This is a genomic window from Nocardia sp. NPDC005745 (assembly GCF_040630775.1).
Taxonomy (GTDB): domain Bacteria; phylum Actinomycetota; class Actinomycetes; order Mycobacteriales; family Mycobacteriaceae; genus Nocardia.
Window position 1 is genome coordinate 195,495 of record NZ_JBEXYF010000008.1, and the last position, 17,894, is coordinate 213,388.

Annotated in this window: 20 protein-coding genes and 1 pseudogene; 7 read left to right on the plus strand and 14 right to left on the minus strand. The window is 67.6% G+C overall.

The window, feature by feature from the left end; genetic code table 11:
- Positions 1-2: 2 nt before the first annotated feature.
- Together ABZ420_RS11635 and ABZ420_RS11640 are read right to left on the minus strand one after the other, a co-directional pair.
- Positions 3-395 carry an ankyrin repeat domain-containing protein gene (locus ABZ420_RS11635; protein WP_357120467.1) on the minus strand — a complete coding sequence of 131 codons (393 nt, stop codon included), beginning with the start codon at positions 393-395 and terminating at the stop codon, positions 3-5.
- A 31-nt stretch (positions 396-426) separates the two neighbouring features.
- Positions 427-1,056 carry a UdgX family uracil-DNA binding protein gene (locus tag ABZ420_RS11640; RefSeq protein ID WP_357120470.1) on the minus strand — a complete coding sequence of 210 codons (630 nt, stop codon included), beginning with the start codon at positions 1,054-1,056 and terminating at the stop codon, positions 427-429.
- 167 nt (positions 1,057-1,223) lie between these two features.
- On the opposite strand from ABZ420_RS11640, the gene ABZ420_RS11645 reads away from it, so the two are divergent.
- A complete protein-coding gene (locus tag ABZ420_RS11645; protein WP_357120473.1) occupies positions 1,224-2,531 on the plus strand; it encodes a glycosyltransferase 87 family protein in 1,308 nt (435 codons plus the stop codon).
- Positions 2,532-2,561: 30 nt separating this feature from the next.
- On the opposite strand, the gene ABZ420_RS11650 is transcribed toward ABZ420_RS11645, so the two are convergent.
- Both ABZ420_RS11650 and ABZ420_RS11655 read right to left on the minus strand, forming a co-directional pair.
- Positions 2,562-3,008 carry a nuclear transport factor 2 family protein gene (locus ABZ420_RS11650; RefSeq protein WP_357120476.1) on the minus strand — a complete coding sequence of 149 codons (447 nt, stop codon included), beginning with the start codon at positions 3,006-3,008 and terminating at the stop codon, positions 2,562-2,564.
- 73 nt (positions 3,009-3,081) lie between these two features.
- A complete protein-coding gene (locus ABZ420_RS11655) occupies positions 3,082-3,273 on the minus strand; it encodes a hypothetical protein (RefSeq protein ID WP_040866818.1) in 192 nt (63 codons plus the stop codon).
- Positions 3,274-3,429: 156 nt separating this feature from the next.
- Here ABZ420_RS11655 and ABZ420_RS11660 point away from each other — a divergent pair, with 156 nt between their 5' ends.
- Positions 3,430-4,194 carry a trans-aconitate 2-methyltransferase gene (locus ABZ420_RS11660; RefSeq protein WP_357120479.1) on the plus strand — a complete coding sequence of 255 codons (765 nt, stop codon included), beginning with the start codon at positions 3,430-3,432 and terminating at the stop codon, positions 4,192-4,194.
- Between the two features lie 452 nt (positions 4,195-4,646).
- Positions 4,647-4,925, plus strand: a complete 279-nt coding sequence (locus ABZ420_RS11665) for a hypothetical protein (RefSeq protein ID WP_040866913.1) — start codon at positions 4,647-4,649, stop codon at positions 4,923-4,925.
- Positions 4,926-4,973: 48 nt separating this feature from the next.
- On the opposite strand, the gene ABZ420_RS11670 is transcribed toward ABZ420_RS11665, so the two are convergent.
- The 5 genes from ABZ420_RS11670 to ABZ420_RS11690 form a co-directional block, all read right to left on the minus strand.
- Positions 4,974-5,174: a hypothetical protein gene (locus tag ABZ420_RS11670; RefSeq protein WP_040866820.1), complete on the minus strand. Its 201-nt coding sequence runs from the start codon at positions 5,172-5,174 to the stop codon at positions 4,974-4,976.
- A gap of 173 nt (positions 5,175-5,347) precedes the next feature.
- Entirely contained in the window at positions 5,348-5,773 is a 426-nt protein-coding gene (locus ABZ420_RS11675; RefSeq protein ID WP_357120482.1) for a MerR family transcriptional regulator, read from the minus strand.
- Between the two features lie 9 nt (positions 5,774-5,782).
- A complete protein-coding gene (locus ABZ420_RS11680) occupies positions 5,783-6,337 on the minus strand; it encodes a class I SAM-dependent methyltransferase (protein ID WP_357120485.1) in 555 nt (184 codons plus the stop codon).
- An 87-nt stretch (positions 6,338-6,424) separates the two neighbouring features.
- On the minus strand, positions 6,425-7,183 hold the full coding sequence (locus tag ABZ420_RS11685) for an NAD(P)H-binding protein (protein ID WP_357120488.1): 759 nt from the start codon (positions 7,181-7,183) through the stop codon (positions 6,425-6,427).
- Positions 7,184-7,430: 247 nt separating this feature from the next.
- Positions 7,431-7,598, minus strand: coding sequence for a hypothetical protein (locus tag ABZ420_RS11690; RefSeq protein ID WP_169332575.1), 168 nt, complete (start codon positions 7,596-7,598; stop codon positions 7,431-7,433).
- Between the two features lie 552 nt (positions 7,599-8,150).
- Between ABZ420_RS11690 and ABZ420_RS11695 the strand changes: the two genes are divergently transcribed.
- Both ABZ420_RS11695 and ABZ420_RS11700 read left to right on the plus strand, forming a co-directional pair.
- The gene (locus ABZ420_RS11695; protein ID WP_357120490.1) at positions 8,151-8,909 is read left to right on the plus strand and encodes a hypothetical protein; all 759 of its coding nucleotides are present in this window, start codon (positions 8,151-8,153) and stop codon (positions 8,907-8,909) included.
- A 91-nt stretch (positions 8,910-9,000) separates the two neighbouring features.
- Positions 9,001-9,672 (plus strand): annotated as a pseudogene (locus ABZ420_RS11700) (phosphoribosyltransferase); the annotation flags it as partial.
- Here ABZ420_RS11700 and ABZ420_RS11705 read toward each other — a convergent pair.
- The 3 genes from ABZ420_RS11705 to ABZ420_RS11715 form a co-directional block, all read right to left on the minus strand.
- Positions 9,653-10,756: a CapA family protein gene (locus ABZ420_RS11705; RefSeq protein ID WP_357120493.1), complete on the minus strand. Its 1,104-nt coding sequence runs from the start codon at positions 10,754-10,756 to the stop codon at positions 9,653-9,655. The pseudogene ABZ420_RS11700 and the gene ABZ420_RS11705 sit on opposite strands and share 20 nt — an antisense overlap.
- 126 nt (positions 10,757-10,882) lie before the next feature.
- Complete coding sequence (locus tag ABZ420_RS11710; RefSeq protein WP_040866827.1) at positions 10,883-11,413, minus strand: hypothetical protein; 531 nt, start codon at positions 11,411-11,413, stop codon at positions 10,883-10,885.
- Between the two features lie 443 nt (positions 11,414-11,856).
- Entirely contained in the window at positions 11,857-12,573 is a 717-nt protein-coding gene (locus tag ABZ420_RS11715; RefSeq protein ID WP_357120496.1) for an MBL fold metallo-hydrolase, read from the minus strand.
- 418 nt (positions 12,574-12,991) lie between these two features.
- On the opposite strand from ABZ420_RS11715, the gene ABZ420_RS11720 reads away from it, so the two are divergent.
- Both ABZ420_RS11720 and ABZ420_RS11725 read left to right on the plus strand, forming a co-directional pair.
- Complete coding sequence (locus ABZ420_RS11720; RefSeq protein ID WP_357120499.1) at positions 12,992-13,768, plus strand: MHYT domain-containing protein; 777 nt, start codon at positions 12,992-12,994, stop codon at positions 13,766-13,768.
- A gap of 172 nt (positions 13,769-13,940) precedes the next feature.
- Positions 13,941-14,909: a TIGR03557 family F420-dependent LLM class oxidoreductase gene (locus ABZ420_RS11725; protein ID WP_357120531.1), complete on the plus strand. Its 969-nt coding sequence runs from the start codon at positions 13,941-13,943 to the stop codon at positions 14,907-14,909.
- A gap of 105 nt (positions 14,910-15,014) precedes the next feature.
- Here the strand turns inward: ABZ420_RS11725 and ABZ420_RS11730 are convergent, their stop codons facing one another.
- Together ABZ420_RS11730 and ABZ420_RS11735 are read right to left on the minus strand one after the other, a co-directional pair.
- The gene (locus tag ABZ420_RS11730) at positions 15,015-16,646 is read right to left on the minus strand and encodes an FAD-binding oxidoreductase (RefSeq protein WP_357120502.1); all 1,632 of its coding nucleotides are present in this window, start codon (positions 16,644-16,646) and stop codon (positions 15,015-15,017) included.
- Positions 16,647-16,678: 32 nt separating this feature from the next.
- Positions 16,679-17,761 (minus strand): cupin domain-containing protein, encoded by a 1,083-nt coding sequence (locus ABZ420_RS11735; protein WP_357120505.1) that lies wholly within the window; start codon positions 17,759-17,761, stop codon positions 16,679-16,681.
- Positions 17,762-17,894: the final 133 nt, after the last annotated feature.

Sequence of the window (17,894 nt, forward strand, 5' to 3'; positions counted from 1 at the left end):
GCTCAGGCGCCGAAGAGTTCGAGCAGTTCGTTCTTGCCGAACATGACCGCGGCGTCGCGGGCCGACGGAGTGCCCGCGTCGGGGTCGGCTCCGGCCGCCGTGAGGTGCCGGACGATCTCGGTCTCGCCCTTGAAAACCGCCCCCGCCAGCGGGGTTTGGTTTTTGTCGTTCGCGCGGTTCGGATCGGCCGACCGCTCCAGCAGCGCCGCCACGGCCTCGGTGTGCCCGTGGTAGGCGGCGAGCATGAGCAGCGTGTCGCCCGCGTCGTTGGTGAGGTCGACCGGCACGCCCGCGTCCACATAGGCGGCCAGCCGCGCGGAGTCACCTCGGCGAGCGAAGTCGAACACCTTGCCGGCCAGTTCGAGCAGTTCCGGATCGATCTCCTCGGCGCTCATCCGCTCACTCCTCTCCCGGGCCGCGCTCCGGTCAGCGCGTTGCCGCGGGCTTTCCCAGTTGCTCGCGCACTATGCGCAGATCGGCGACGAACGCATCGTAGGCCGCGGTGCGGTCGGGCGCGCGCAGCACCGACGACGGGTGCACCGTGGCGATCGCGCGGAACTCCGCTGTCTCGACAACTTCGCCCCGACGTTCGCTGACCTTGAACGACGGGCCCAGCAGCGCCTGCGCGGCGATCGCCCCGAGGCACACCACCAACCGCGGTCGCAGCAGAGCGAGTTCGGCGTCGAGCCATGCCGAACAGGCGACCACCTCGGTGCGGCCGGGTTGTTTGTGAATTCGTCGTTTGCCGCGCTCGACGAACTTGAAGTGTTTCACCGCGTTGGTCACGTAGACCGCGTCGCGATCGATGTCGACGTCCGCCAGCGCCCGGTCGAGCAGCCGTCCCGCCGGGCCGACGAACGGCTGCCCCGCCACGTCCTCCTGATCGCCGGGTTGCTCACCGATCAGCACGACATCCGCGTCCGGGGGACCGGCACCGAAGACCGTCTGCGTGGCGTGGCGGTAGAGATCGCAGCCACGGCAGTCGCACGCCGCTTCGCGCAGCCGCGCCAGGTCCGCGTCCTCGGGGACGAACATCGCGGCGCCGGGCGCCTTCATCGCTGTTCTCCTCCTGCCCTTCGCGGGGCTGCGACCGCCATTCGCCGACCTCCTCCGCCGACCGATGCTGCTGGCGGCTTACCCGTTTGCGCGGCCCTCACGCGCGGGTCGCGAATCTCCCTCCCACGTGCTGAACGACCGGGCATGGGTCGGTATAGTCGCCGCGGATGAGTAGTGTCACCGCCACCGCCGCAACGCCGATGTCCCAGAACCGTCGACTCGGGCGTGTGCTTCGGCTGGCGCCGGTCCTCTCGATCGCGTTCTCCGCGTTCTGTCTGCTGACACCGGTCTGGCCGTTCCACAAGATCACCGGCGGGTTCATCGATTTGCAGGTGTATCGGCTGGGCGTGGACGCCATGCGGCACGGCGCCGACATGTACGGCCAGCTGCCGCAGACCACCATCGGGGCGGGCCTGCCGTTCATCTACCCGCCGTTCGCCGCGCTCGCGCTCGGCCCGTTCGCGATGCTGCCCTGGGACGTGGCCGCACCGAGCTTCTTCGTCTCCTCGGCGGCCGCGCTCGCTCTCACGCTCTATCTGGTGGCGCGGCGGGTATGGCCGCACGAGTCGCAGCGCGGGCTGGCGGTCTGGGCCACCGCGTGTGCCACTCCGTTGGGACTGCTGCTCGAGCCGATCCACTCCACGCTGGACTTCGGTCAGGTCAACCTCCTGCTGATGGCCTTGGTCGCGGCGGATTGCCTCACCCACAAGCCGCGCTGGCCCCGGGGCATGCTGGTCGGCATCGCCGCCGCGATCAAGCTGACACCCGCGGCGTTCGTGCTCTACTTCCTGGTCCGCCGGGACTACCGTGCGGCCGCGACCGCCGCGGTCACCGGTGCGGCCGCGACGGCGCTCGGCTTCGCGATCCTGCCGAAGGAATCCGTCAAGTATTGGTTCGGCGGTCTCGGCAACGTGTCCGGGCTGAGCGGCTCGGCATTCCACACCAATCAGTCGATTCAAGCGGTGTTCGCTCGGTTCGAAGTGCCGGAGCCCGCCTTCACCGCGATCTGGTTGGTGCTCGGCGCCGTGGTGCTCGCGCTGGTCGTCACCGCGATGCGCCGGGCCGCCGACTTGCCCGCGCTCGCACTGGCCCTCAACGCCGTCTTCACGCTGCTGGTCTCGCCGATCTCTTGGTCGCACCACTGGGTGTGGATCGCGCCCGCGTTGTTCTCGGTCGTCGGGTACGCGACCCGCCTGCCCGTCCGGCGTGCGATCGGTTGGTGGGTGACGTTCGTGGTCACCGCCGCGGTGTTCGTCGTCGGCCCGCACAACTGGCTGCCCGACGGCGAGCACCGGGAGACCGCGTGGACGCCCTGGCAGCACTTCATCGGCAACACCTACGTCTGGTTCAGCGTGGTGCTCGTCGTGCTGTTCCTGATCAGCAGCAGGCGCAGCGTCGCTCGGGTCGCGAACCCGTTACCGGACGAACCGGTTGACGCGTCCGATGCCACTCCTTCGGCGTTGACCGCACGCTGAGTCGGCGAGCGGCGGCTCCCTCTCGCCGCGTCAGCCCATGCCTGGCGCGGACGGCGCGACGAATAGGAAGCTCTTCTCCTCGACGCGCTTCTTGATACGCCACTGCCCGTCCGCACGGACGAACGTGTCCAGGTACCACAGTCCGCACAGCATCATCGTCGGCGGCCCGTCACCGCCGGATACCAGCATCGGGTTGTGGCACATCGTCCGCCCGGTGGCCGTGTCACCGTCGACCGTGATGGACGAGTTGCTGATCAGATGTTGGAAGGCCGGGAAGTTCGGGAGGACGGAGGCGAGGAATTCCTTCGTTGCCGCCAGATCGCCCACCGAGCCGCCCATGGCCGAGTAGTCGATGTGCGCGTCGGGGGTGAACACCTCGTCCAGCAGGTCCCACTGCCGAGTGTCGACCGCGTGCGAATACCGCACCATCAGGTCTTCGATCTCGAGTCGATCCGAAATCTCCTGCAACGACAGCATGCCTGCCTCCGATTGACGTCGATAACCGGTAGATGCCACCAGGATTCGGCGTGCGAGGCAAGGGGTCGTGTGGTTACGCCCGGTGCGGCAGGATGTTCAGTACCAGCGTGAGCCCCGCCACAATGCTCACGCACGCCACCAGGGTGGTGAACGCGGATTGGGTGATCGTCGCGATGCCGATGGAAAAGGCAAGGCACGTGGCTAAAGCGAGCGCGCCGGTTCCCGGTTCCACACCGGCGATCCGGGTTGGTCGGTGATCCGTCATAGCTATGTAATACCCAGAGCATGCCGTTACGAAACCGTGATAGACGGCCGGTTTTCCGGCCCGGGCGTGTTGGCAGGTCGGGCGTGTCGAGCGCGGCTGCGGGCGACGGGCGTACAGTACGTACGTACGGTTTGGTAGCGCGTCTCGGAGTGGCCGATGTGGGATCCCCAGCAATACCTCGCGTTCGACGACCACCGGTCCCGGCCCTTCTTCGACCTGCTCTCCCGGGTCACGGCGGCCCGGCCGAGGGAAGTCGTGGATCTGGGCTGCGGTCCCGGGCATCTCACGGGCATTCTCGCGCGGCGCTGGCCCGAGGCGATCGTGCGAGCGCTCGACTCCTCGTCGGAGATGGTCGCGGCCGCGCGTGAGCGCGGCATCGATGCGACGCTCGGCGCGGTGCAAGAGTGGCACCCGGGCCCGGAGACCGATGTCGTCATGTGCAACGCCGTCCTCCACTGGGTGCCCGGCCACCCCGACCTGCTGGTGCGGTGGATGCGCGCGCTGTCCTCGGGCGCGTTCCTGGCCGTTCAGGTGCCCGGCAACTTCGACGCGCCCTCCCATCGGGCGATCCGTCGAGTGGCTGCCCGCGACGAGTGGCGCGACCGTCTCGGCCGAGCGGGCATCCTCGAACCGCGAGCGGTGCTCGATCCCGCCGGATACGCCGACCTGCTCGGCACCGCGGGTGCGGCGGTCGACGCCTGGGAAACGACGTACTTGCAGCGCCTGACCGGTGACGATCCGGTGCTCGAGTGGGTCTCCGGCACGGCGCTGCGGCCCGTGCGCGGCGCGCTCGACGACCCGCGGTGGCAGGAGTTCACCGCGCAACTCGCTCCGCTGCTGCGCAGCGCCTATCCCCGGCGCGCCGACGGCACGACTTGGCTGCCGTTCCGGCGGGTCTTCGTCGTCGCCCGGAAGCGGTAACCGACGCGGCGGCGGCGGACGAGACCGGACAATCAAGTGTCCGCGTCCGGCGTCGGAGCTGCTCGCGCGCCGGCCCGGCTGTCCATGCTCTCGTCGGTGCGCCGGGCGTCGATGGGCTTGCTGGTGCGATGTGGACAGCAGCCGCTCGACGCGGTCGCGTAGTGCGCCGGACACGGCGGGAACGCCGATCGACGGGAATTCTGCGGCTATGCGTCCGGGTGGCTACCGGATCGAGATCCCCGGCTGCTGTGCCGTCACCGTCGTCGCTCACAGTGACGCACTACCCGCCCGCGGTGGTCCGACACGGCCTCGCGGCGGGAGGAACGACGACACCGCTGATGTCCTCGGCCCCGCGGGAGGGTTGACGCGGGCCGCGCGGATCGCGATACTTCGAACGTCATATCGATTGCGTATAACTCGTCCTGCGGAAACGCGATGGAGACAGATCAATGATGATCCATACGGCAGTCGAAGCATTTCTTCTGGCTCAGGTGGACGACCCGGTCCCCGAAGCCCCGCCGAACTCGGAAAAAATTCTCCAGCTGTTCCGGTATTTCACCTGGTTCGTGATTCTTTCGGGTGTCACCGGAATCGCCTACGCAGGCGGAAGATTCGCCTGGGAGAAGTGGAACGGCGGTCCGCTCGCGTCGGCGAAAATGGTCGCGGGCGGCATGCTCGGCGGCGTCATCGCCACCAGTGCGGGAACGATCATGAACGCGTTGATCGGGTGAGCCGGCCTGCGCGGTGCGGCGGGAGCGATGATCCGTCCGTGGCCGCGGTTATTCGGTGACCTCCAGTTCCACCAATTGACCTGGCGTGAAAGACTTCTCGCGCCGATTGGTCTCCACGCCGAAAACCGCGACCACGAGGTCGCCGCCCGGCTGGACCACTCCCGCTTGGGTGAGGGTGCCGTACCCGACGACGGATTCGCCGACATGATCGGCGAGTTCCGCCGCGGGAATTCGAATTGTCCTGCTCACGGGGCACCTCTATCGAGTCGAAGTGTCACTGGCTGCTGTGTGACTGTTCGCAGGAATCGATCCTAATCCGAGAAAGCGGACGCAGAACCCTTCGATCGCCACCGAAGCGCAGCGCGCCGACGCCGTGGCCGCAAACTCCGTCGTCAAAGCGGAATTCGGTGCGCCATAACGATTTACCCTCGCGGCCTTGACCGGTTCGTGACCAGCGCGAGCGCGTCGGCGACCTCGGCCTGGAAGTGCGGGCATTCGCGAAAGTCCTCGGAGGCGCAATCGAGAGCGTGCGAGACGGTGTCCAGCGCCGCGGTGGCCGCGGCGATGCGTCGGACGAGCCGAGCGCGGTGCGCACGCAACAGCTCGCGGCGAGCGGCCCGGTCGGACGCCCCGGCGAAGAGCGCGGCGAGTTCCTCCAGCGACAAACCCACTTGCTTGCCGAGCAGGATCATCGCCACGGTCTCCGCGTCGTCGTCGTGATATCGACGCCGGCCCGCGCCGTCCCGCCGCGGCGCGAGCAATCCCACCTCCTCCCAGTGCCGCAGCACGTGGGGGGCCAGACCGAAGCGCGCCGCGAGTTCACCGATGGACATGTCACCGCCCGCCATACCCGCACTCTAGGCGGCGCGGGCGGTGAGCCGCATGTACAGCCCGATCGGATGCCACCGCGGACGTACCGGCTCTCGCCGTACCGTCGCGGCCTCGAACGACCGGCGCAACGCGCTCTGCGCGGCCGCCGAGCGCACGAACCGGAAATCGTAGATCGCCGCGGTGCCGCCGGGGCGCAGCACGCGTGCCAGTTCGGTGCTCGCGCGGTCGACCTCCGGCCCGTCGTGCATGCTGAGGCTCGAGACGACCACGTCGAAGCTGTCCTCGGGGTAGGGCAGCGCGGCAACGTCACCCACCGAGAGCTCCGCCGCGCCACCGGGGAGCGCCGCATCGGCGAGCTCGATCATGTGCGGTGAGAGGTCCACGCCGTGCAGCCGCAGGTCCGGCCGTCGAGAATGGAGCTGCGCCAGTAGTTTTCCCGGACCGGTGCCGACGTCGAGTATGCCCGCGCCCGGTCGCGCCGCAGCGTCGATGTCGGCGGCGATCCGCCGGTACAGACCGCCGAGCAGGCGAGCAGCCCGCTGGTCGTAGTCTCGGCTCTGCTTTTCTCCGAACGTTGTCATGTTTTCCTCTCTCGCAGTGCGTTCAGCTTGCGAGTTGAGGTCGACCTGAAGTCAAGGGAAAGCGAGCCCGCGGTCCGGGTGCGCAGGTTACGGCTGTGCCGGGTACTTCTGCTCGAGCCACTGCTCGAAAGTAGGGCCGGCGAGGATCGCGCCCGGCCCGGCCAAGAGCGCACCACCGGCCAGCAATTCCTGATCCGGGTCGCCGGTGTCGACGATCTCTTCCACCCGAGCCGGTTCGCCCCGCCGGGCGGCCACCTCGGCTACGGCCGCGGCAAGGTCGAACTCCTCCGGCCCCGCGATCTCGACGCGCTCTGGCGCAGTCTCCGCGACGGCCAGTCGCGCCAAATGCTCGGCGACAGTTCGCGCGGCGACGAGCTGAGTCCGGTACTTCGGGACGTAAGCGGTGTCGCCGCGAGTGGTCCAGTCGAGCATCATCTCGGTGAATTCGTGGAACTGGGCCGCGCGGAGGATGCGCACGGGCACCGGACCTTCGCGGTAGGCGTTCTCCTGTGCCAGTTTTCCGGCGTAGTGCCCGGCGGTGAAAGAATCGATGCCGATGATGGAGACCACCGCGATCCGGCGTACCCCGGCGGCGGCCGCCGCATCTTGCACGTTGCGCGCGATGGTGCGGAAGAAATCGGTCACCGCATGGGTCTCGGTGGTCGTGGCGTTCACCGCGTCGATCACGACATCCACCCCGGTCAGCGCCCCCGCCAAACCGTCTGCGGTGTAGACGTCCACGCCGGTCGCTCGGCTGATCCGTACGACCTCGTGACCGTGGTTCGCCAAGACGTCGATCACGTCCCGGCCGATCCGCCCGCTTGCACCGATGACCGCTATCCGCATCGCCTACTCCTTCGTCTCATTGGTTCATCGAGTGGACGAAGCGGCGAGGCGGGGTGTGACACAAGGGGCGTGCGTCACAGTGCCGCCGCGACGGTCGATCCACGTGCGGCGGCAACTACTGTGCTGTGCCTCCCTACTTCGATTCGTGCTGGAGCCGGCGGGACATCGCCGGTTGTCGAGATGGAAGAGGCTTCGGGCCGAGGAGTGCGACCCGCCTCGCCTCGGCGCGGCCGCACACCAGGTGCTGTCAGATGCACCAGACGACGCTGCCGAGCGGGAAGCAGAGCACTACGGAGCCCCAAACCGGCGTCGCCAGATCCGATGGCGTTTCGGCGGAAGCGGCGGGAGCCGCGAGGACACCCACGGAAACGGCCATTGCGGTCGCGGCGAGAACTTTCGTGATTCTGGTGGTCATTATGCATCCTTTGACTCGAGTGAAACTTATCTCTGACTCACGGATTTCATGCTTCACCTTAAGCCCGGTGAACACCAGGCAAAGAAATGTCAAGGTCCCCGGCGATGCGTAACAGGAAGATCACCATTGGTGCGTTTTTCGGGGGAGTGGACCCGAATGTCGGCCTGAAACATACCGAAAGATTTCTAGGTCCCCATCTCGCGCCCTAATTGTGCACGCCCATGAACATACGCGGATGTTTGCACAATGGAGACCGGCGTTGCCAGGTGGTGGCGTGTGCGCGATGGTCTCCGGTAGGTGCGGCTGCTGCGGTCGGAGTCGGTGGATGGCGGATCGGCGAGGGGGCGACGCACGATAACGGGGATCGTTACCTAACCGATGCGGCCCGCACCCTGCCGTACCAGGTTTCAGCCTGGGTGCGTCCCCGGTTCGCTGTCGACGCCAGAAGCCGGAACTCTCGGTCGGTAGGTCGGGGGCACCGCATTGCGACACTTCCCACTGGCGGTGAGTCGTGCCCGAAATCCTACGGTTGCGCGACCCTAAACTGAGACAATGGTGCAGCCAACGCCCTGGCAGTCGAAGGAAACTCCAGACGGCCAGCCCGCCAAGCAGAACTGGGCGGAGAGGGGCGCCGTACCGGCAAAGGCGATTTCGGTCGCGCTGCGCGGGTATTGGGGCTATGTCTGGGCCGCGGTCGGAAGCCTCGTGACGCTGATTCTGCTGTTCCAGCCGTGGATGACCGCGCGCGGCGCGGATGGCAGCGTGAGCACCAACGCCTTCGGCCGGATGCAGATCACCACACGGTTCATGAACGTCTGGTCCCGCTCCGGCCCGCGTCCTGCCCAGATCACCGGCTTCTGGGCCCTGCTGGCCTGTGCGGCCATCGTCATCACGATTTTGGTGATCGTGATCAACCTGCGTCTGCGCCTCGCCGCCCTCAGTCGGCTCGCGACGCTGTCCTCGCTGGTCTCCGCGCTGCTCGTGTTGTTCACCGTGCTCTACATCAACAGCAAGGGCGGTGACCTGAAGGCCATGGTCGGACGCCGTACGGATCTCGGCGGCCAGATCGGATCGCTGATGAGCTGGGCGTTCGGCAACGGCAGGCTCGTCGTGCCGGGAATCGGGCAGGTCGCGTACTCGTCGGCGGGTCTGACGCCGTGGGCGTTGATCGCCGGCGCGACCTCGCTCAGCTCGGCCGTAGCCGCGCTCGCGCAGTGGATCCGCAACAGATCCGGCGGTCTTTTCACTGTTCCGTGGCGTGTCCAGGTCATTTCATCGAAGCCATCGGCCGAACCCGAAGACACGGAATAACCGTCGGCTGTCGGCGGTAGCCGAGCCATCCTGCGATTCCTTCCTCTTGCGCACGACGGGCCCGTGGAGTACCCCGGATACCAGGAGGTGTTCGATGCCGTCCGCACCCCGGTTCCCGACGCGGACAGAAGAAGTCATCGTGCCGTCGGGATACGCCCGACCGGCCGGGATACTGGCCGTGCCGGCGGACAGCACCGCCCTGATCGCCTTCGCGCACGGCAGCGGCAGCGGCAGGCGAAGTCCGCGAAACCGGTTCGTCGCGGAGCAACTGAACCGGGCGGGGTTCGCGACGATGCTGGTCGATCTGCTGACCGCCGAGGAGGAGGGCGACCGCGCGCGCGTCTTCGACATCCCGCTGCTGGCACATCGCCTTGTCGAGGTGACCCACTGGTTACGGACGCGGCCGGACGTCGGCGGCCTGCCGACCGGATATTTCGGGGCGAGCACCGGCGCGGGCGCCGCACTGTGGGCGGCGACGGAACCCGGGACCGAGATCGCGGCGGTCGTCTCCCGGGGCGGTCGACCGGACCTGGCGGGTCCGCGTCTGGGGTCGGTCCGCGCACCGACGCTGCTCATCGTGGGTGGTGACGACAAGTGGGTGCTGGAGGTCAACCGCGAGTCCCAGCTACGGATGCCGTGTCCGAGCGAGCTGGACATCGTCCCTGGCGCGACACACCTGTTCGAGGAACCCGGCGCGCTCGAACAAGTCGCCGACCTGGCGGTCGGGTGGTTCCACCGCCATCTCACCGTCGTGCTGCACTGACCACCACCGGCAGACCGTCGGATCGGGGCGCTACGCGGGTGCCGAAGCCACGGCTGATGTCCTCGATCTTCTCGCACAACCAGCGGGATTCGCTGCGCGGAGCCCATTCCAGGCGCATATGCCGCACGCGCAGCGGAATCAGCCGGACTTCCGCCGAGCCGGTATCGAGTGATACCAGATACAACGGATGCAGGTCGGCGTGATAGCGCTCGTGGCCGCGGATGCCTTCGTAGTCGTCGATGACGTCGCCGCACCCGTACAGGATCGGTTTGCCGCGGTAGATCTCGATCGGACGCGGATGATGGGCGGAGTGCCCGTGCACCACGTCGACTCCCGCCTCGATCAATCGATGCGCGAACTGTATTTCGGTTCGCGTGACTTCGTAACCCCAGTTCGGTCCCCAATGCACGGAGACGATGCCGATATCGTTGTCGCGCTTGTGTGCCGCCACCTCGGCCGCGACATCCTCGGCGGCCGCGGCCCCGGGAGAGTAGCCCACTCGCCACAGCCCCGGCCGGTTGTCGCGCGCCGACCAGGATTCCGGCACCCCGCTCGAACCGGCGGCGACCGAGACGATCACCACGCGGCGACCATCGGTGAGTTCCACCGTGGCGGGCGCACGGGCACCCGCCAGGTCCGCCCCGGCCCCGGCACGGCCGATCTTCGCGGCGTCGAGCGCCGCGAGCGTGTCGGCCATCCCGGGGATTCCGAAATCGAGGACGTGATTGTTGGCCAGCGCGCAGACCACCGGTGCGATCGCGGTCAACGCGGGCATGTTGTCCGGATGCATCCGGTAGTGGATGCCTTTCGCGGGCGCGAACGCGCCGTCCGCGGTGATCGAGGTCTCCAGATTCAGCAACCGCACCTCGGGGGCGATCCGGGCGAGGATAGGCAGGACATCACCCCACAGTTGCCGGTAGTCGACCGGATGGGTGAACTCGCCGTACGCGCGTTCGGCCAACTCGACGTAGGTTCGCGCGTCGTCGACATATCGTTCGCGCAGCCTCGGGTCGCCGGGGTGCGGCAAGATCTGGTCCACACCCCGCCCCAGCATGACGTCGCCGCCCAGCAGCACGGTCGCCATAGAGACCATTCTCGATCATCGCGATGGCGATGTGAACGCGTGCTCGTCGACTTTCACGAGCCGGTTGCGGCTGCCGAAGGGTGCTGTGTCATCGCCGGGTCTTCCGGGCCCGCGTCGCCGGGTGGATCACCTGCTGGACATCGAGAGCAGCTGTTGCGGGTCCTCGGCGTAGACGGTGGCGATGACGTTCGCTCGCGCGGCGAGATCCCGGGCGAGGTCACGGATCTCGTCCGATGCGTCCGGGTCGGTGTCGATCCGGGCCAGTAGATCGCGGGTGTGGATCGCCGTTGTCTGCGCGCAGCGCCGCAGGCGGGCTTTCGCGACGGTATCCAGCGCGACGGGACTGAGGTAGCGCTGAATGTGCTCACCACGGTCGGTGATCTGGTTGACGACCGGTTCGGTCGCCGCGTCGGTGAGCCATCGTTCCGCGTCGGCCGTGATCTCGAAGACGAGATCGTGGTCTCGGATGTCGGTGGGATTCGCGGATGTGGTCAGCAGGGCCATGCTCGCTCGCCCGATCGCCAGGAACCCGCTCATCGCGTGCGCGAGCAGGACATGCGGGTTTGCGGTGGGCAACTGATGTAGACGTTGCCCGACGACGGTGACCCAGCAGGCGAGGTGTTCGGCTCCGGTGTCGATCGACGTCGCAGTCGGCATAGCGCGACAATACGCCGTTACCCGGGTGAGACATACGAAGAAACGCTGGAAGTTCGCCAGATGTCGTCGATCGCATGACGGAAAGGTTCGGCCGACCGCTGAGTCCGCTTGTCGCGCGGCGAAACCAGCGTCTCGCCCGTCCCATCATTCGTGTCTCCGCCGGACAGCGGCCCTGCGTGTTCCCTAGTGTGGCAGGGAGTGCCGGAGCGGTCGCGGGCTGTCGCGGCGAGGTGATGGCAGTGCTCCGCCGAGGGGTTAACTGCAATTGTGCCCGTCGCCGTCTGTCGAAAGAGTCGGCCGCTGTTCACGAATCGACATGTGCACGTGCATCCGGAAACGAGTTCGTCTGCCGTTCGCGGCGCTTCGACGTATCACCTGAGGCCGGGGCCGGGGTGTGCCGAGGTCGGATGCGGCGAGAAACCGCGACAGTGATCCGATGGTGCTCAGGAGTCCAGACGGGCCTGATAGACGCTCGCGAGGTCGCGCAGGGCGGTGGCCCCGTCGCCGGCGAAACTCGAACCGTGCATGATCGCCAACGTGGTCGGCGCCAACCCGGCGAGCCGATTCAGGGCGGCGGGCACAGCGGGCCCCAGCGACGTGGGATGGAAGACGTCCTCCGCGACGCCCGCCTGCTCCACCACATCCGATGAGGTCAGCGCTGGTCCGTTGCCGAGTTGAGTCATCAGGTCGCCGCAGAACAGCACGCCGGTGGTCTCCTCGTAGAGCACCCGCGCCTCCCAGTTGTGCGGCGCGTGCGGGGTGTCCAGATGCCGAATGCGACGGCCGCCGAGATCGATCACCTCGCCGTCGGACAACCGGCGTGGCAGCCGGTCGGCCAGATCGTCGAGTGAGACGAGGCATCCGACCACGCCGTGGGCCACCTGGGCGTGCGGTGCGGCAGCGAGGAAGAGGTTCATCGCGCCGCATTCGTCGGCTTCCACGTGTCCGAACGTGATCCAGCGCAACCGCTCCACCGGCATGATGCGCGTGATCGCCGTGGACACCACCGGGAACAGCGCGCGCATGCCGCAGTGGAACAGCAACGGTTCCTCGGCGTCGAGAAGGAATTGGTTGAACGTGAAGCCGGTGGGACCCACCTCCGGAATGAAGGTGGAGATGCGGTAGATCTTCTCGGCTATCTCGTCGGTGTGGGTTTCCATGGGAAGTCCCTGGTCGAAGTGGTCCCCCTATTGTCGTGGACCACCGGCTGCCACGTGGCAAATTCCTGGTTCTCCCGGGGCAACCGGATCGACAGCGGGGATGTCGTCGCAGATGTGGTCGTCAGGCGAAAACCGGCGGCCGTGCGGTGGCGGGACCCTTCGCCCGTATGACATGCGCGCTCGTGATGACACGCGGAAGCCAGCTGCTAGCTGATGGGGGCTTCCGCGGTCGGGTGGTGCAGAGGGATCGGCGGGCGAACGTTTCCGCTGAGCTTCAGCGCATTTCCCGCTATCCGAGACTCATCCTATGTTTTTAAAGAGGATAGTAGTACTCTAAACCATCTACCTGCAGTTTCACTATGTTAGATTCGGGGCGTCCTCCGGACGATGCTCGAATCTATCCAGCGAGGAGTGTCGCGTGCTGGAAATCGACCACTTCAGCTACGGGTGGCTCACACCCATCGTCGCCTATGTCATGTCGTTCACCGGTTCATTGCTGGGATTGCGATGCATGGCCAGATCTCGCAGCGGTTCCGCCCGCGACGGCTGGTTGCTCGCCGCGGCGGTCGCGATCGGCGGCACCGGGATCTGGGTCATGCACTTCATCGCGATGCTGGGTTTCGCCATCGACGGCGCATCGATCCGGTACGACGTCCCGATCACCCTGATCAGCGCACTGATCGCGATCGCGGTGGTCTGGTTCGGACTGCGCATCGCCCATCAGCGGACGCTGGGGCCGCTGGCGCTGTTCTCCGGCGGCGCGATCACCGGTCTGGGCGTCGGCGCGATGCACTACGCGGGCATGTACGCGATGAAATCCGACGCGATGATCGGCTACGACGGACGGATCGTCGCGTTGTCCATGGTGATCGCCGTTGTCGCGGCGACCGCCGCGTTGTGGTTCACGTTGCACGTGCGAGGCACGGTCGCCACCGTCGGCGCGGCACTGGTGATGGGTGTCGCGGTGTCGGGCATGCACTACACGGGCATGTTCGCGATGCATGTCCACGAAACCCAGTACATGCATCCACCGTCCGGGGCCGGCGCGACGCAGTTGCTCACCCCGCTGATCGTGAGCATCAGCCTGGTTACCGTGCTGCTACTGCTCCATCTCGGGGTCACCGAGGTCGACGACGAGAACACTTATGTCCCGCAGGGCAGGCACGCCGCCAGTTACTGGCCGACTCGCGACTGAACGAACCGAGCGCTCCTGTCGTCGGTCCTGTCGGGTGACGCGGTAGCTGCCGCCGGGAGCGGACCTGCCGCGTACGGGCGCGGGGAAGTTTTCGCTGCCGGATGCGGGGTAAGCGCGCCGAGAGCCGGTTGCCGAGATGACCGGCCGCTCCCAGCCGAAGCAGGAGGTGGCGATGCGCATCGGGTACAAACTGGCGGCCGAGGCTTTCGGCCCGAACGAGCTTGTCCGCCAAGCTGTCGGGGCGGAGGAGGCCGGGTTCGACTTCGTCGAGATCAGCGACCACTTCCACCCCTGGCTGGACAATCAGGGGCATTCGCCGTTCGCCTGGACCGTGCTCGGAGCGATCGCGGCGAAGACCGAGCGGATCCAACTCGCGACCGGCGTGACCTGCCCCATCCTGCGATACCACCCCGCGATCATCGCGCAGGCCGCGGCCACTCTGGCGATCATGTCCGACGACCGTTTCACCCTCGGCGTCGGTTCGGGCGAACGTCTCAACGAACATGTCGTCGGCCGTGAGTTCCCGCCTGTGCGTATCCGGCAGCGGATGCTTCGCGAGGCCCTCGAGATCATCCGTTTGCTCTGGAGCGGCGGCTACCAGTCCTACGACGGTGAGTTCCTGACCGTCTCCGAGGCTCGCGTCTTCGACCTGCCCGAGACGCTCCCGCCGATCGCCGTCGCCGGTGGCGGGCCGGACGCGGCGCGGATCGCCTCCGAACTCGGTGACGGCCTGTTCGCCACCGAACCGAAGCCCGAGCTCGTCGACAGCTATCGCGCGGCGGGCGGCACGGGGCCCCGATACGCGGAGGTCGGGATGGCGTGGGCTCCCGACGAGGAGACGGCCGCGAAGGCGGTGCTCGATACGACGCGCTGGGCGGTGACGGGATGGAAGGTGATGAGCGAGTTGCCCAACCCGGTCAATTTCGCCGCCGCGACGACCACCGTCCGGTTGGAGGACATTCTCGACAATTTCGCCTGCGGTCCCGACCCGGCCCGCTACCTCGAGGCCGCGAAACAGTACACCGACGCGGGCTTCGACCACCTCGTGATGCAGAACGCGGGCCCCGACCCGGACGGCTTCCTCGACTTCTACCGCCGTGAACTCGACAAGCCGCTCCGGGCTCTGACGCCGAGCGCCTGAGGCCGAGAGGTCCGGACGCGTCGATCGCGACGCCGACGCTCCGGCCGGGGTCGCGGCGCGGTGTACCCGGTCGCTCGCGCGGCGCTCCTTCGGTGCCCGGCCTGCTCATCGGGCCTCCGGTGCGGGCAGGCGAGGGGCAGGGTCGATCAGGACGCCGGGATTGAGTATGCCGGCGGGATCGAGCGCGGATTTCGCCGCCCGCAGTGCCGCGACGAAAGGTTCGGGCCGCTGGCGGTCGTACCAGGGGCGGTGGTCGCGGCCGACGGCATGGTGGTGGGTGATGGTCGCGCCGCCGACGTGCAATGCCTCCGAGACGGCGGTCTTGATCTCGTCCCACTGCTCGACGGTCCGGCCCCAGCGGCCTGCGGCGTAGATGCCGAAGTAGGGCGCGGGCCCGTCCGGGTAGACGTGGGTGAACCGGCAGGTCAGCACGCCGGTCACCCCGGCGGATCGGAACGCGGCCGTGGTCGCTTCCCGCACTGCCGCGCGCAGGGCCTCGAAGCGATCCCAGGTGCACGCGGTTTCGAAGGTCTCCACGATCATCGACTGTGCCGCGAGCGCGTCGCGCTGGTAGGGCATGCGGAGGAACGACGAACGCCACGTGTCGGCCGCGCCCGCGCGCGCCGGGTCTCTCGCCGAGTCGGTGGTGCGGATCCCGCCCGGAACGGCGCCGCCGTGCTCGCGGCAGATCTGCGCCGCCCGGCGCATCGGTTCGTCCACGGGGTGGTCCGCGGACTCGAATCCGAGGACCAGCACTCCACCGGCCGCCTCGACGCCCGCGTTGATGAACGCCTCCATCGGATCGAGCAGCCTGCAGTTCGCCGGATACAGCGCGGACTGGGCGATGGCGCGCGTCGCGGCCACGGCCGCGCCGTAGTCGTCGAACACCACCGAGGCTCCGGATCGCCGGCGCGGACGATCCTGCACGCGCATCCACGCCTCGGTGATGACCCCGAGGATGCCCTCCGATCCGAGGAACATCCGGTCCGGCGAGGGGCCCGCGCCCGACGCGGGAAGCCTGCGCGATTCACTGATCCCGGCCGGGGTCACCACCCGCATCGATTCGACCATGTCGTCGATGTGGGTATAGACGGTCGCGTAGTGGCCGCCCGCCCGGGTGGCCAGCCAGCCGCCGAGCGTCGAGAACTCGAACGACTGCGGGAAGTGCCGAAGGGTCAGGCCCTCCGGCCGTAATCCCGCTTCCAGCGCCGGACCCGAAATGCCCGCTTGAATCCGCGCCGCCCGGCTGGTGCGGTCGAGTTCGATGATCCGGTCCATGCGGCCGGTGTCGAGGGCCACGGCCCCGGCGTAGGCGTCGGCGCATCGGGGTTCGACACCGCCCACCACCGACGTTCCGCCGCCGAACGGCACCACGGCGACGCCGGCGCTCGCACACCAGTCCAGGATGTCGACCACGTCCTGCTCGGCACGTGGCCGCAACACTTGATCGGGTACGTGATCGACTCGGCCGAGCAGATTTCGTACCACGTCGCGAAACGCCTGCCCGTTGCCGTGCGCCACGCGATCGCCGAGGTCTTCCGAGGCCAGCGCGGCCAGGGAATCCGGCACCCGGACGCGGGGCGCGGGCACATCCAGCGACGTCGGGTCCGGCGCGTCGTGCACTGTGAGATCGGCCGTCGGGAGCAGGGCCGCCACGCGCTCGGTCAGCGCCTCTCGTTCGCGGCCGGTCACCGCGTCTTCCCGATTGCCCCATCCCCACCATGACCTCGTGGCCATCTCGGCTCCATTCGCAGAACGCGCGGCCTCGGCTACGGGGCGAGCGCGTTGTTCCGGGTGACGATCAACGGGTCGGTGGGAGTGAAGGGCAAGTCGGGGAGTGCGTCGAGGGCGACGCCGAAGGTCGCGGCGAGCACCTTGCGGGAGTAGGCGCTCATCGAGGCACGGTAGCCGATGTCGGCGGGTGTGGGTTGGTCGAAGAAGATCAGCAGGTGGATCTCCGGTGCGTCAACGACCTCGATGTGATGCGGATAGGCCCGGGGGACGAAGTACACCTCGCCTTCGTGCACGGTGTAGGTGTCCAAGGCGCCGTCGGGATCCATGATCGTCATCCGTGCCGAGCCTCGGTGGACGTAACCCATCTCGGCAGTCACGGGGTGCCAGTGCGGCTCGCGCATACCGTCTTCCCGGACCCGTAACGAGTACATCGATATGTCGTGCAATGCCGGCCAGAACTGTGCGCGGGCCGTGCGTGCGGAGCCGACCGGCGAGTCCACCGGCGCGGGCATCGCCTCGAGTGCGAAATGGTGCGGGTCGCCGAAGTGGGCGGTGGATGGGATGTCGGGGTCGCCGTCGCGTTTCACCACGTACTTCGCGGTGGTGTCGCGCCGGATCGCGGCGAAGTCCTCGGCGGGCAGGTCGTAGGTATTCCCGAGAACCGAATCGGTCATCGCGCCGAGGGCGGCGCTGAAGCCGAAGTCCTCCGGTCGTTCGTGGCGGAAGGCCAGGATGAATTCCGCGTCGGTGTCTCCGACGTTCTCCACGTGGTGCAGCGCGCCGGAATCGATGTGGAACATCTCGCCCGCGCGCACCAGGAACGAGGAGAATCGGCTGCCGTCGTCCAGGACCGAGACCAGTGCCCGTCCCGCGGTGCAATAGGTGAGTTCGGTGGCGTTGGCGTGCCAGTGGGGTTCGCGGATCGCCCCCGGTGCGAGCGTCAGGCGTTTGATCGACAGCCCGCTGAGGATCGGGAAGCTGTCGGCGGTGAGTCGCGTGAGTGAGCCGAGTTCGCTGCGGTAGATCTCTTCGCCCTCGCGTAGAGAGGCGACATGAAGGGATGGGCTTCGCACGGTTCCTCCTCGCTCGCGGTCAAAGGATCGTTCCGGTTCGATCATGCCGGTCTCGGCGCGCGAGCCCCCGGGAAACCCGGAGTCGGAAGGCGGAAAACCTCGGCATTCGTGGTGATTTAGCTCACAGTTATTACGTGCAGAAATGAATGTACTTCACATCACACCATGTCGTAGCCCA

Excerpts from the sequence above, each read along its gene's own strand:
- ABZ420_RS11635 (WP_357120467.1), bottom strand. The coding sequence starts at position 395 with ATGAGCGCCGAGGAGATCGATCCGGAACTGCTCGAACTGGCCGGCAAG.
- ABZ420_RS11640 (WP_357120470.1), bottom strand. The coding sequence starts at position 1,056 with ATGAAGGCGCCCGGCGCCGCGATGTTCGTCCCCGAGGACGCGGACCTG.
- ABZ420_RS11645 (WP_357120473.1), top strand. The coding sequence starts at position 1,224 with ATGAGTAGTGTCACCGCCACCGCCGCAACGCCGATGTCCCAGAACCGT.
- ABZ420_RS11650 (WP_357120476.1), bottom strand. The coding sequence starts at position 3,008 with ATGCTGTCGTTGCAGGAGATTTCGGATCGACTCGAGATCGAAGACCTG.
- ABZ420_RS11655 (WP_040866818.1), bottom strand. The coding sequence starts at position 3,273 with ATGACGGATCACCGACCAACCCGGATCGCCGGTGTGGAACCGGGAACC.
- ABZ420_RS11660 (WP_357120479.1), top strand. The coding sequence starts at position 3,430 with ATGTGGGATCCCCAGCAATACCTCGCGTTCGACGACCACCGGTCCCGG.
- ABZ420_RS11665 (WP_040866913.1), top strand. The coding sequence starts at position 4,647 with ATGATCCATACGGCAGTCGAAGCATTTCTTCTGGCTCAGGTGGACGAC.
- ABZ420_RS11675 (WP_357120482.1), bottom strand. The coding sequence starts at position 5,773 with ATGGCGGGCGGTGACATGTCCATCGGTGAACTCGCGGCGCGCTTCGGT.
- ABZ420_RS11680 (WP_357120485.1), bottom strand. The coding sequence starts at position 6,337 with ATGACAACGTTCGGAGAAAAGCAGAGCCGAGACTACGACCAGCGGGCT.
- ABZ420_RS11685 (WP_357120488.1), bottom strand. The coding sequence starts at position 7,183 with ATGCGGATAGCGGTCATCGGTGCAAGCGGGCGGATCGGCCGGGACGTG.
- ABZ420_RS11690 (WP_169332575.1), bottom strand. The coding sequence starts at position 7,598 with ATGACCACCAGAATCACGAAAGTTCTCGCCGCGACCGCAATGGCCGTT.
- ABZ420_RS11695 (WP_357120490.1), top strand. The coding sequence starts at position 8,151 with ATGGTGCAGCCAACGCCCTGGCAGTCGAAGGAAACTCCAGACGGCCAG.
- ABZ420_RS11705 (WP_357120493.1), bottom strand. The coding sequence starts at position 10,756 with ATGGCGACCGTGCTGCTGGGCGGCGACGTCATGCTGGGGCGGGGTGTG.
- ABZ420_RS11710 (WP_040866827.1), bottom strand. The coding sequence starts at position 11,413 with ATGCCGACTGCGACGTCGATCGACACCGGAGCCGAACACCTCGCCTGC.
- ABZ420_RS11715 (WP_357120496.1), bottom strand. The coding sequence starts at position 12,573 with ATGGAAACCCACACCGACGAGATAGCCGAGAAGATCTACCGCATCTCC.
- ABZ420_RS11725 (WP_357120531.1), top strand. The coding sequence starts at position 13,941 with ATGCGCATCGGGTACAAACTGGCGGCCGAGGCTTTCGGCCCGAACGAG.
- ABZ420_RS11730 (WP_357120502.1), bottom strand. The coding sequence starts at position 16,646 with ATGGCCACGAGGTCATGGTGGGGATGGGGCAATCGGGAAGACGCGGTG.
- ABZ420_RS11735 (WP_357120505.1), bottom strand. The coding sequence starts at position 17,761 with ATGATCGAACCGGAACGATCCTTTGACCGCGAGCGAGGAGGAACCGTG.